Origin of the sequence: Mucilaginibacter gilvus (assembly GCF_004054195.1) — a bacterium.
GTDB lineage: Bacteria > Bacteroidota > Bacteroidia > Sphingobacteriales > Sphingobacteriaceae > Mucilaginibacter > Mucilaginibacter gilvus.
Genome location: NZ_SBIW01000004.1, coordinates 399,158 through 412,114, shown reverse-complemented (window position 1 = coordinate 412,114; position 12,957 = coordinate 399,158). Strand labels below are relative to the sequence as shown.

At 42.7% G+C, this 12,957-nt stretch carries 14 protein-coding genes; all 14 read right to left on the bottom strand.

The features are described 5' to 3' along the window. Positions 1 to 112: 112 nt before the first annotated feature. Positions 113 to 610: an acetyl-CoA carboxylase biotin carboxyl carrier protein subunit gene (locus EPL05_RS11865; protein WP_128534177.1), complete on the bottom strand. Its 498-nt coding sequence runs from the start codon at positions 608 to 610 to the stop codon at positions 113 to 115. Position 611: 1 nt separating this feature from the next. Then, entirely contained in the window at positions 612 to 1,274 is a 663-nt protein-coding gene (locus EPL05_RS11860; protein ID WP_128534176.1) for a DUF4159 domain-containing protein, read from the bottom strand. Next, positions 1,271 to 1,981: a 16S rRNA (uracil(1498)-N(3))-methyltransferase gene (locus EPL05_RS11855; protein WP_128534175.1), complete on the bottom strand. Its 711-nt coding sequence runs from the start codon at positions 1,979 to 1,981 to the stop codon at positions 1,271 to 1,273. The genes EPL05_RS11860 and EPL05_RS11855 overlap by 4 nt, the downstream gene beginning before the upstream one ends. Before the next feature lie 11 nt (positions 1,982 to 1,992). Next, a complete protein-coding gene (locus EPL05_RS11850) occupies positions 1,993 to 3,333 on the bottom strand; it encodes a hemolysin family protein (RefSeq protein ID WP_128534174.1) in 1,341 nt (446 codons plus the stop codon). A gap of 7 nt (positions 3,334 to 3,340) precedes the next feature. Further along, on the bottom strand, positions 3,341 to 3,886 hold the full coding sequence (locus EPL05_RS11845) for an inorganic diphosphatase (protein ID WP_128534173.1): 546 nt from the start codon (positions 3,884 to 3,886) through the stop codon (positions 3,341 to 3,343). Between the two features lie 16 nt (positions 3,887 to 3,902). Beyond that, the gene (locus EPL05_RS11840; RefSeq protein WP_128534172.1) at positions 3,903 to 4,547 is read right to left on the bottom strand and encodes a DedA family protein; all 645 of its coding nucleotides are present in this window, start codon (positions 4,545 to 4,547) and stop codon (positions 3,903 to 3,905) included. Positions 4,548 to 4,600: 53 nt separating this feature from the next. Continuing rightward, positions 4,601 to 5,980, bottom strand: coding sequence for an NADH-quinone oxidoreductase subunit N (locus tag EPL05_RS11835; protein WP_128534171.1), 1,380 nt, complete (start codon positions 5,978 to 5,980; stop codon positions 4,601 to 4,603). Positions 5,981 to 6,000: 20 nt separating this feature from the next. Then, a complete protein-coding gene (locus EPL05_RS11830; RefSeq protein ID WP_128534170.1) occupies positions 6,001 to 7,467 on the bottom strand; it encodes a complex I subunit 4 family protein in 1,467 nt (488 codons plus the stop codon). A 26-nt stretch (positions 7,468 to 7,493) separates the two neighbouring features. Then, a complete protein-coding gene (gene nuoL / locus EPL05_RS11825) occupies positions 7,494 to 9,398 on the bottom strand; it encodes an NADH-quinone oxidoreductase subunit L (RefSeq protein WP_128534169.1) in 1,905 nt (634 codons plus the stop codon). A 109-nt stretch (positions 9,399 to 9,507) separates the two neighbouring features. Beyond that, positions 9,508 to 9,843 carry an NADH-quinone oxidoreductase subunit NuoK gene (nuoK, locus tag EPL05_RS11820; RefSeq protein WP_128534168.1) on the bottom strand — a complete coding sequence of 112 codons (336 nt, stop codon included), beginning with the start codon at positions 9,841 to 9,843 and terminating at the stop codon, positions 9,508 to 9,510. Further along, positions 9,843 to 10,352 (bottom strand): NADH-quinone oxidoreductase subunit J family protein, encoded by a 510-nt coding sequence (locus EPL05_RS11815; protein ID WP_166727686.1) that lies wholly within the window; start codon positions 10,350 to 10,352, stop codon positions 9,843 to 9,845. The genes nuoK and EPL05_RS11815 overlap by 1 nt, the downstream gene beginning before the upstream one ends. A 60-nt stretch (positions 10,353 to 10,412) precedes the next feature. Beyond that, on the bottom strand, positions 10,413 to 10,910 hold the full coding sequence (locus EPL05_RS11810; protein ID WP_128534166.1) for a NuoI/complex I 23 kDa subunit family protein: 498 nt from the start codon (positions 10,908 to 10,910) through the stop codon (positions 10,413 to 10,415). A 5-nt stretch (positions 10,911 to 10,915) separates the two neighbouring features. Further along, positions 10,916 to 11,947, bottom strand: coding sequence for an NADH-quinone oxidoreductase subunit NuoH (gene nuoH, locus EPL05_RS11805; protein ID WP_128534165.1), 1,032 nt, complete (start codon positions 11,945 to 11,947; stop codon positions 10,916 to 10,918). Continuing rightward, positions 11,947 to 12,945 carry a 2Fe-2S iron-sulfur cluster-binding protein gene (locus EPL05_RS11800; RefSeq protein WP_128534164.1) on the bottom strand — a complete coding sequence of 333 codons (999 nt, stop codon included), beginning with the start codon at positions 12,943 to 12,945 and terminating at the stop codon, positions 11,947 to 11,949. The genes nuoH and EPL05_RS11800 overlap by 1 nt, the downstream gene beginning before the upstream one ends. Positions 12,946 to 12,957 lie beyond the last annotated feature (12 nt).

Here is a 12,957-nt window from a genome sequence, read left to right as displayed (position 1 = left end):
ATTGAAAAAGTAAGTTCACAAAAAAAAAGCATAAAAGCAACAAAAGGCATAAGAAATTATACCTTTTGTTAATATTTTGCTAAAAAATTCAAAACATCGCTTTTATCAGATGTTAAAACACCATTAAAATCTGCCCTTTTTCAACTTTATCTCCCGGTTTAATTTTAATTACCTTAATATTAACATCTGCAGGTGCTTTTATAATATTCTCCATTTTCATGGCCTCCAACACAAATAAGTTCTCCCCTTTTTTTATCTCAGCGCCCACTTCCGCAAATATTTTAAGCACCAAACCCGGCATAGGTGCTTTTATTTCGCTCACCTTGGCGGCATTTAAATTGCTAAGACCCATTTTATCCAGCAAAACATCAAACTCATCTTTAGCCGATACGGTGTAAACATTATTGTTAACCTTTATCTCAGCCGTCTTTTCTTCTTTATTAAAACTTACTACTTCGGCATTGTAAGATGCATTATTATTAATAACGTGAATTGAGGATGAGTTGAGCGCTTTTATATCTGCGTTAACCACGGCATCGTTTACAACCAAGCCCGTTGATTGCCTTTCAACTTCAAAATTGTGCTTATTATTAACCTTTATTTTATACATCCTATTTGGTAAATATATACTGTATTAAATTAGCGCCCATACGCAATGCTTTCAAACGTGTTTCCTGGCTGTCGCCTGCGTAGGTACCCAAGTCTTCCCAGCCGTTGCCCAGATCGCACTGGTAGGAATAAAAGCATACCAGCCTGCCTTTATATATCAGTCCGAAACCCTGCGGTCGCTTGCCATCGTGCTCGTGTATTTTGGGCAGCCCCGTGAGGAAGTTATACTTTTGATGATAGATGGCGTAATTGGTTGGCAATTCCATAAACTCCAGTTCGGGGAATACCTTTTTCATTTGCGGGCGAATGAACTGGTCGAAACCGTAATTATCATCAATATGAAGGAAACCGCCACCTGTTAAATATTTACGCAGATTCTTCGCCTCCTGATCGCTGAAGATCACGTTACCATGGCCGGTCATAAATACAAAAGGATAATTATAAAGCTCCTCGCTACCTACTTCCACCGTTTCTTCTTCGGCCTGGAAATTTGTTTTTAAATTTTCATTACAAAACTTGATGAGGTTTACCAGTGCGGTGCGGTCGCCATACCAGTCGCCCCCGCCATTATATTTTAGGCGGCCCATTTTATAGGATGCATCGCTAAAACCACTGACAGATATCATCAGTATTAACGCTGCAATGATAAAAAAGGATCTCCTCATATCCGGTTTAAAAAGTTCACCTCGAAACAGGCTTCCAAAGCGGCTGTTTCGGTACGCAAACGGCTTTCACCTAAAGTTATGGCTTTATATCCGTTTTGCAAAGCCATATCTATTTCGGCGGGACTAAAATCGCCCTCGGGGCCTATCAGTATTAAATAACGGCTCTGTTTTGTTAGAGATTGCGCAAGGCTTAACTTTTCGCCATCGGCGCAATGGGCTATGAACTTTTGCCCGTCGAAAGGCTGCTTTAGAAACTGAATAAGCGATACCGCCTCGTTTAAAACAGGGTGGTAAGCTTTGATGGACTGTTTTATGGCCGAGGTAATAATTTTGTTCAGCCTTTCCACTTTGGCCTCTTTACGTTCGGAGCGCTGGCAGATGATGAGCGATACCTCGTCGATGCCTATTTCGGTAGCTTTTTCTAAAAACCACTCGGTACGCTCTATGCTTTTTGTGGGGGCAACCGCGAGATGCAGGTAGTGGTCGCGCTTGTTAAATTCTGTTTTTACCGAATTTATTTGCAGGATGGTACGTTTGGGGTGAGCGTCTTTTATTTCGGCATCATATAAGCCACCCTTGCCATCTATTAAAGTAACGGCATCGCCATTTATTAGGCGCAATACACGCACGGCGTGCTTGCTTTCTTCTTCGCTTAAAAAGTATTGGGATACTGATGGATCGATGCCGGGGGTATAAAAAAGTTGCATAGTAAAAATTACTAATGTAAATCTACCGCGTCTTCCTCATTTATAAGCAACTCCAACTTAACCGATTCAATATTTTGGTCGGATTTTTTTAGTACGGTAATGTTGTACCCATTAGATTCCTTTTGTTCACCCACATCAGGGATCTTACCAAAGATATCACCCAACCAGCCCGAAACGGTATCAAAATCGCCGTCCTCAGGCAGGTCGTGTGGCAAGTGTTCATTCACGTCGTAGATAGGTGCCAGGGCATTCACTACAAATTCGCGTTCGTTTATTTTTTCTACGATTGGCTTCTCTTCGTCAAACTCATCCTGTATCTCGCCTACCAATTCTTCAACAATATCTTCCAGGGTAACCATACCGGCCGTACCGCCAAACTCATCAGACACAATGGCTATCTGGATGCGCTTTTGCTGCAGTTCGGCCATCAAATCGTTTATCTTTTTAGTTTCGGGAATAAAGTAAGGCTTGCGGATGATGTTCTTCAGTACGATCTCCTCGTTTCGGGCCAGCAACGGCAATATATCTTTAGCGTGTACAATACCAATGATCTTATCTATCACTTCGTCGTAAACCGGCATACGCGAGTAACCTTCGGTGATGAGGATTTCCAATAGTTCATTCGTTGGTGTATCCACCGCTATGCCCGATATTTTGGTACGGGGCACCATAATGTTTTTCACCACGCGCTCGTTAAAGTCAAAAACGTTCTGGATCAGTTCGTGTTCGTTAGAATCTAACGCGCCGGTTTCTTTACCCTGTTCTAAAAGGTATTGCAACTCTTCGGAACTATGATGCGCCTCGCCACCTTCTAAAGTGGTAATGCCCATTAATTTCAAAATAAAATTGGCAAAGCCGTTCAGTAACCATATCAAAGGCCGGAATACAACAAAGAAGAACTGCAAAGGCACGGAAACCGCCAAAGTAGTCCTAACCGATTTTTGTATCGCTAACGACTTTGGTGCTAACTCCCCAAAAACAATGTGAAGAACCGTAATCACCGCAAACGATACTATATGCGCAGCAGTTATAAATCCGGGCGATAAATCTATCCCTACGCCTAAAAAACCCCTAAGCACAATATTGGTAACTACCCCCTCGCCAACAACACCAAGCCCCAGCGATGCTATGGTTATACCAAGTTGCGTTGCGGCCAGGTATCCATCTAAATTGTGCAGTATGCCGCGGGCAACCTTAGCAACCCCGCTTCCGCTTTTAGCCTTAAGCTCTATTTGCGAACCGCGTACTCTTACCATGGCAAATTCGGCAGCCACAAAAAAGCCGTTAAGAAGCACCAAAAATATGGTTGCGATTATATAAAAGCCATTGATCTCGTAATGCGCGGGGTCCATCAATTATTTATTGGTAAACGGGAAAAGTAGCCTTATACAAGTCTTGCGCCTCGGTAATCACTTTGTGCGCGTACCGCAAGCCGAGCAAATGCTCAATGGTTACGTTCTTGCCTTCTAATTTTTTGTAGTCTTTAAAGAAACGAACGATCTCTGTCATGGCGTGTGGAGGCAATTCGTTCAAGTCATTAATGTAATTTACTGACATATCATTTTTCGCTACCGCGATGATCTTGTCATCCTGCTCGCCGTTATCAACCATGTGCATTACACCTACAACCTTAGCTTCGATGATGCTCATTGGATAAACGTCTATAGAGCAAAGTACCAATATATCCAACGGATCTTTATCATCGCAATAGGTTTGCGGGATAAAGCCATAATTTGCAGGGTACATTACTGATGAAAATAAAACGCGGTCCAGTTTCAACAGGCCCGAATCTTTGTCAATTTCATATTTAGCCTTAGAACCTTTTGGTATCTCAATAATAGCGTTTACAATTTCTGGAACGTTTTCGCCCGGAGAAACCTGGTGCCATGGGTGCTGTGTGCTCATTTGGTATATGTTATAATTATTGTTCCTGATTATTTGCCTTGGTGAGTTTCTTCTTTACAAAAGCAAAAATCAAGGGAACGGTTGTTATTATTATCAGTCCAAGTACAATGTATTGCAAATAATCTTTTAGTTGCGGAAAACGCCTGCCTAAAAAATAACCGGCCAATGTTAACGTGGTTACCCAGGCTACACTGCCAATAATGTTATATAAAGTGAACTTTTTAATATCAACTTTAACAACGCCTGCAAATATAGGGGCAAATGTTCTAACTATGGGGAAAAATCTGCCTAAAATCAAAGCCATGCCTCCGTATTTGTCATAAAACTCTTCGGCTACGGTAATATAGCGCTTTTTAAAAAACAAAGAATCGTTCTTGCTGAAAAGCACAGGTCCTGTTCGATAGCCAAACCAGTAGCCTGTATAGTTCCCCAAAACTCCGGCCGCTATCAGCGATAACACCAGCGTATAAATGGGGACTTGTATAATACCAGCAGCGCTCAGGATCCCCGCAAGGAACAAAAGATAATCGCCGGGCAAGAAGAATCCGAAAAACAACCCTGTTTCGGCATAAACCACAATAAGCAAAAGGTAGAAGCCACCGTTGCTTATAATAGATTGTGCGTCGGTTAAATTCCGCAGGTATTCCCAAATATTTTCCATTCAGTATATCAGTAAAACTACAAATATTAAATGGAAAATGCTTTAGCGCTAAATTAAATAAGGCTTGATATTAACGCAGGGTAAACGCCTATGGCTATGGTAACCAGTGCAGAGAAGCCTAAAACGAATTTGTAATAGGCCGGTATAAGCACCTCGCTACGTTCGGCACTGCGGAAATACATTGCTATTATAACCCGGAAATAATAGAAAATGCTGATGATGGCGTTTACTACTGCCACAATAACCATAATGTATTTGTATTGAAGCAATGCCCCTGAGAACATATAAAATTTGCCTATAAATCCAGCTGTTAATGGGATACCCGCTAAAGATAGCATACTTACCGTGAGTACAAACGCCAGGAATGGGTTCTTGCGTGCAAGGCCATTAAACCCGTCGACGTTATCACTACCGGTTTGTTGGCGAACCAATACCAACGCACCAAACGCGATTATCGATGCAATTGAATAAGCTGTTGCATATACAAATACCGCATTGGCTGAAGCAGCGCCTAAAGCCACAATGGCAAACATTAAATACCCGGCATGTGATATACTGGAGAACGCCAGCATGCGTTTAAAGCTTTGCTGGTATAATGCGGTAATGTTGCCGATAAACAGGGTGATGATGGTAATTACCATGAGCACCGGCGACCAGAATGCCGCGATTGAACTAAAGCTTGCCGAAAACAAACGCAGAAACGCCGCGAAGCCCGCCGCTTTAACTACAGTAGACATATAGGCTGTAATCAGCGAAGGAGCACCTTCATAAACATCCGGCGTCCAGAAATGGAAGGGTGCCGCGCCCACTTTAAAGCAAAGTCCTACAATGATCAGTAACACACCGGTATAAAATATCGGATCGATATTATGGGAATGGCTTAATACATAGTCGCGAATACCATCCAGATCGAATGAACCTGAGGCACCATAAATAAGTGTGATGCCAAACAGCAAAAAGCCTGTTGAAAACGCACCCATCAGGAAGTATTTTAAAGCTGATTCGTTTGACGCAAAATCATTTTTGCGTATACCCGCCAAAATGTAGAGGCTCACCGACATGATCTCGATACCAACAAACAGCATAGTTAAGTTGTGATAACTTACCATTACTACTATACCCACCAGCGAGAACAAGATGATGGCATAGTACTCTGCAATATGGCTGCTGATCTTTTCAAAATAGCCCTTAGAGAGCATCAGTATTAATATGGTAGAGATGATGCTGACAACCGAAAAAGCAATGGAAAAGTTATTAAACAGCATCATACCATGATAAATAGGCTGCGCGTTATCGTTCCATTGCATTACGGCTGCACCCAATGCAACCAGCATCCCAACAATGGTAACCGGCAGCAACGCCTTTTGTGCTTTATATAAACCCAGGTACAAGAGCACAATAGGTAAAACAGATATGATGATTAAAGTATTCATTTGACGATTATATCTGTACTTTAAAATTTCGTTGTGATAAATTTATGACTTACGGTGTTGACCAAATTGGTTACCGCCGCTTCTGACAAGTGCAATAATGGCTGCGGATAAACACCAATTATAATTATTAACGCGCAGATGATCCCTAACGCTAATTTCTCCGAGCCTTTAATATCGGTAAAAGTAGCTGTTAGTTCGTTCAATTCGCCTTGCATTACATTTTTATACATACGCAGCATATATACCGCGCCCAATATGATCGTTGTACCGGCAATGGCTGCTGTAATAATTCCCCTGTTAAAAACGCCTCTCAATAATAAGAACTCGCCCACAAAGCCATTGGTTAATGGCAGGGCAACTGTACCTAAAACAATAATTAAGAACGCTATGGAGAACTGAGGAGCTACTTTGGCTATCCCGCCCAACTTACTGATATCCCGGGTGCCCAGCCGCCGGCTGATTATATCCCATATAAAAAACATCCCAACTACGTTTATACCGTGGCTTACCATTTGTATCATGGCACCTTGCAGGCCATAAATGTTCCAGGCAAAAATACCGGCTGCAATTAAACCTACGTGGGCGATGGATGAGTAGGCCACCAATCTCTTCCCGTCTATTTGCTTAAACGCTATGAGCGATGCATAAACAATCCCTATTATTGATAAAATGATAGCAACGTTAACCCAGTTTAAAAAGCCAAGCGGCGCGTTGGGTATTAACCAGCGTATAACCCCGTAAATACCCATCTTAAGCATTATACCTGATAACATCATCGTACCTGCAGTGGGTGCCTCGGTATAAGTATCCGGCTGCCAGGTGTGGAACGGAAATATCGGCATCTTAATAGCAAAAGCTAAAAAGAACGCGATGAACACCCACGATTGATGGCTGGCATCTAAACTCAGGTTATAAAAGTGCTGCAGGTCGTAATCTTTACTTGGTGTTTGCAGATACAGGTAAATAATCCCTATCAGCATAAACAACGACCCGGCGAATGTGTATATAAAAAACTTGATATTGATACGGATGCGGTTTTCGCCGCCCCATAACGCGCAAATAAAGTAGATAGGAATCAGCGCCGCTTCCCAGCCCACATAAAATAAAAAGCCATCAAACGCGGTGAACACCGTAAGCAAACCCGCTTGCATAAATAGTATCAGCGCGTAAAACGCTTTTGCGTTTTTATACTGGTGCTCATATGTGGTTAGGATGATAAGGGGAACAAGGGCGGTGGTCAGCAATACCATCACCATACTTATCCCATCTATTCCGGCTTTAAAATAAACACCAAACTGCGGTATCCATGGTGCATCAATGCTATACTGCAACGAAGCATCCGGAACAAAACCACTCAGAAAATAAAGGGCAATAGCCAACTCCACAACAGCAAAAAACATTGCTACATGCTTCGCCATCTCGTTTTTAAACAGCAATGTTAAAAGTGCTGCTACTATTGGTAAAAAAATTAAAATGCTAACCGTCATTTTATGTGTTGAAAAACGCTATTGTTCTATATTTTAGTTATTCCGTATATCAGAATGGCAACAATACCTACTACCATCATAAATATATAAAAGCCCACATTACCTGTTTGCAGCAGGCGTAAACCTTTGCTTGTTTCTATTGTGCCTTTGCCAAGCCCGTTCACAAATCCATCTATTCCTAATTGTTCAATTACCTTATAGAAGAATACCGATATGGCATCAAGCGGCTTACGGATAATAGTATCGTACAACTCGTCGATATAAAATTTGTGGTATGAAAGGTTTGCCAGTGCCGGGCGTTCTTCTTCGTCTGATACGGGTAAGCTTCCGCCTTTTACATATTTAACGTAAGCATAAACCATAGCTATTAACGCTACACTAACCGATATTGCCATCAAATACCACTCGGTATTATGGCTCAGCTCGTGCTCTCCTAATATTTTAGTTGAACCCTCAAACATCGGTGCAAGGTATGCGCCTAATTCGTGGTGGCCGCCCATTACTGCCGGTACGCCTATCATACCGCCAATGGCAGATAAGATTGCCAATACAATAAGGGGGATGGTCATGCTTGGAGGTGACTCGTGCAAGTGATGTTCCTGTTCGTGCGTCCCGCGGAATTTACCCCAAAAAGTAAGGTACATCATCCGGAACATATAGAAAGAGGTAAGCATAGCTGTAATTACACCCACTACATAAAACGTAGTGCTATGCGCGAATGCTGCCGCTAAAATTTCATCTTTAGAGAAGAAGCCCGAGAAAGGCGGTATACCTGCGATGGCAATGGTGCCGATGAGCATGGTGATAAAAGTAATTTTGATCTTACCCTTTAATCCGCCCATTTTGCGCATATCCTGCTCACCGCTCATAGCGTGGATAACAGAACCGGCACCAAGGAATAACAGCGCTTTAAAGAAAGCGTGCGTTAATACGTGGAAGAATGAGCCGGTATAAGCGCCAACGCCCAAACCCAAAAACATATACCCAAGTTGTGAAACCGTTGAATAGGCCAGTACCTTTTTAATATCCGTTTGTGTTAAGGCGATGAGCGCGGCAAAGCAGGCGGTGGTTAAACCTACTATGGCAATAATCTCCATAGTTTGCGGTGCCATACTAAATAAGATGTTAGAGCGGGCGATCATGTAGATACCCGCGGTAACCATGGTAGCGGCGTGTATTAATGCCGATACCGGGGTTGGGCCGGCCATCGCATCTGGTAACCAGGTAAACAAAGGCAATTGCGCTGATTTGCCGATTGCGCCTATGAAAAGCAATAAGGTAACTACCGTGAAGAATATATCACCCCTTATCATTGTAGCGGCTTTAGGGAAAATGGCCGCAAACTCAACACTTTTGAATACTGCTGTCAGTAAAAATACGCCTAACAGAAAGCCAAGGTCACCAATGCGGTTCATAATAAATGCTTTCTTGGCAGCATCGGCATAGCTGGCATTGGTGTACCAGAAACCGATAAGCAGGTATGAGCATAAGCCCACGCCCTCCCAGCCAATAAACATAATAATATAGTTGCTCCCCATAACCAGCAGCAGCATAAAGAACACGAACAAGTTTAAGTAAGCGAAAAACTTACCGAATCCGGCATCATCATGCATATAGCCGATAGAGTACAGGTGGATTAGAAAGCCAACCCCCGTGATGATCAACAGCATAATAGAACTTAACTGATCTATTAAAAAGGCGAAAGGTATTTTAATATCGCCAACGCTTATCCAGTCGAACAGCGTGATATTTATAGGTGCACCTGTTGATTTGATCTGGAAGAAAGTAGCCACACTTATTCCGAAGGAAATAAATACCAGCAGGCTGCCCATAGCACCAATTGCGCTTTTAGACAGCGTGTTGCGTCCCAGTCCGTTTATAACAAAACCGGCTAAAGGTAATATGGGAATAAGCCAGATATATTGATTCATGTTATGTATAGTTCATTTAGTCCCCTAACCCCCTGAAGGGGGAATAGAAGTTTAATTTTCTTTTAATTTAGCTCTCCTCTCCTCCATTAGCCAACAGAGGTCGGGGGCTCTACCACTTCAACCTGTTCAATACATTAATATCTATCGAATTGGTGTTGCGGTATATCATTACTATAATGGCCAGCCCCACTGCTACTTCGGCAGCGGCGAGCGCCATAATAAAAAATACAAAAACCTGCCCGGCTGCATCGCCACGGTAAACCGAGAACGCGGTAAGCAACAGGTTAACCGAATTGAGCATCAGCTCAACCGACATAAATATTACGATAGCATTACGGCGTAAAAGCACACCCATAACCCCTATTGAAAATATGATAGCGCTTAATAGTATGTAATGGTTAAGCGGCACCGCTTGAATGGCATTGGCTACAGTTTGGCTTTGCATCAGATGGTTGCTTTTGGTTCTTTAGGATCTTTGGTTGCCAGCAAAACAGCACCTACCATTGCCGATAACAGCAATACCGAGGATACTTCAAACGGCAATAAAAATTCGTTAAATAAAACTTTACCCAGGTTTTTTACAAGGCCAAGGTTGGGATTGGTAAGTACTACAGGTGCTGATGCTCCTGATAATTTTAATGACGATACTAACGCCACCATTAAAATACCTGCGCCAAATACCGCTGCGAGTTTCACCATAAAAGGCTTAACGGGTTCGCTGTCTTTGTTGAGGTTGATCAGCATCAGCGTATATAAAAACAAAACCAGTATAGCGCCCATGTAAACAATAAAGTTTACGATGGCCAAAAACTGGGCATTCATTAAGATATAATGGATGGTAAAAGTAAAAAACGTTAGTATAAGGTACAGGATGCTATGCACCGGGCTCTTTGCAGAAATAACCAGTATAGAGAAAAATATAGATAAAAACGCGATGAAGTAAAATGTACTCATGTTTATATTTTACAAAATACTTTTGCCCTTGTAATTCGGGGCAAAGGTATAAAACTTCTGTTATTGATTTAAGGGTGCTTCTACTAATTTGTCTTTACCGTAAATAAAATCCTTACGCAGGTAATCTGATTGTACGATATCGCCATCCAGGTATATAGCTTCTTTAGGGCAAGCTTCTTCGCAGAGGCCGCAAAAAATGCAGCGCAGCATATTAATTTCGTAAACGGCAGCATATTTTTCCTCACGATACAAATGCTCTTCACCTTTCTGGCGCTCAGCAGCAGTCATGGTAATGGCTTCTGCAGGGCACGATAAAGCGCAAAGCCCGCAGGCGGTACAGCGTTCCTTACCGTTCTCGTCGCGCTTAAGCGAATGGAGGCCACGGTAGTTTTCAGAAAATTCGCGTTTTTGCTCAGGGTACTGTATAGTAACCGGTTTTTTGAAGAAGTGCCCCATGGTAATGCTCAACCCTTTTGCAATTGCAGGCAGGTAGGCCCTCTCCCAAAAATTGAGCGGCTTTACTTCTAAAACTTTCTTTTTATTACTTAACGACTCCATTTAAACTATTTTAAAAAAGTAATAACAACTGCGGTAACAACAATATTGGCAATAGCCAAAGGTATCAACACCTTCCAGCCCAGGTCCATCAGTTGATCGTAGCGGAAACGCGGGATAGTCCAGCGTACCCACATAAAGAAGAATATGAACAATAATACTTTAAAGAACATCACCGCAAAACCAAACAATGGCCCCCAGGTTGTTCCCAATAATTCGTTCATAAAATCCATGCCCGGGTAGTTGTAGCTGCCCCAGTATAAGGTAACCATTACTGCCGATGAAATGAACATATTGATATACTCGGCGAAAAGGTAAAAGCCCAGTTTCATCGAAGAATACTCCGTATGGTAACCACCAACTAATTCGGTTTCGCACTCAGGCAAATCAAATGGTGTACGGTTAGTTTCGGCAAAAGCACATATCAGGAACAAGATAAATCCTACCGGCTGGTAAATTACGTTCCAGTGCCAGCCATGTTGCTGTTGTGCAATTTCGCCAAGGCTAAGCGTGCCCGTAACCAGCAATAACGCGATGATGGATAAGCCCATCGAAATTTCGTAGCTGATATTTTGCGATGCCGCGCGAATAGCTCCCAATAACGAGTATTTATTATTTGATGCCCATCCACCTATCATTACGCCATATACCCCTAAAGATACCACGCCGAAAATGTACAAGATCCCCACGTTGATATCGGTAACCTGTAAGGGAATGGTTTTACCGGCAATAACCACATTTTGCCCCCACGGAATAACAGCCGAGGCTATACAAGCGGTTAGGATAGCTAATGATGGACCAACGATGAATAAAAACGGTGTAGCGTTGGTTGGGATGATCTCTTCTTTCAAAAACATCTTTGCACCATCGGCCAATGGTTGTAAAATACCAAACGGACCTGCACGGTTAGGGCCAACCCTATCCTGAAAAAATGCCGCTATCTTACGCTCGGCATAAGTAGAATACATGGCCACAACCAGGCTAATGCCGAAGATGATAGCTACAAGAGCGAATTTTATACCTATTTCTGCTAATTCCATTACAGGCGTGTCTCCCTTTCAAATTGTTCTTTATTCGCTTGCTGCAATAACGGGTTGGTTTTTACCACCGGTAATGGTTTAAGCGTATCGTAGTGGTTTGAGCTGATAACAGATTTGTGCGATACTTTACGCGGACCTTCTATTACCCAGTCAATTGTTTTCTTTTTATCAAAACGGCAGGTGTTACAAATAAATTCCTCTGCTTCGCCATACTCATCTTTGCGTGCGGTTACGCGTAAAACATCTTCGCCTTTGTACCAAAGGGTTACTTTACCACAGCATTTAGGGTTTTCGCATTCGCGATGCGCTTCTACCGGTTTGGTAAACCATACGCGGTTTTTAAAGCGGAAGGTTTTATCTGTTAATGCGCCTACCGGGCAAACATCAATAACGTTACCGCTAAAGTCGTTATCAACCGCTTTTGTTATGTAAGTAGAAATTTCGGAGTGGTCGCCGCGATTTAATATCCCGTGGATGCGGTGGTCGGTTATCTGGTCGGCAACAAATACACAGCGGTAGCAAAGGATGCAGCGCGTCATGTGTAGTTGTATTTTATCGCCTATATCAATTTTTTCAAATGTACGGCGGTCGAACTCGTAGCGGGTTTTTGCAGCGCCATGCTCATAACCCAGATCCTGCAGGTGGCATTCGCCGGCCTGATCGCAAACAGGGCAATCAAGCGGGTGATTTATCAATAGCATTTCTACCACACCTTTACGCGCTTCAATCACTTCCGGAGAAGAGATATTTTTCACCTCCATACCATCCATAACGGTGGTACGGCAGCTTGCTACCAGCTTAGGCATAGGGCGCGGATCTTTTTCAGACCCTTTACTTACCTGCACCAAACAGGTACGGCATTTACCGCCGCTGCCTTCCAGCTTGGAGTAATAGCACATAGCAGGCGGAACTATGTCACCACCTATCATCCTTGCGGCGTTCAGGATGGTAGTTCCCGGCTCTACTTCAATTGTTATACTATCAATTGTTACCTTCATTGACTTATCAGT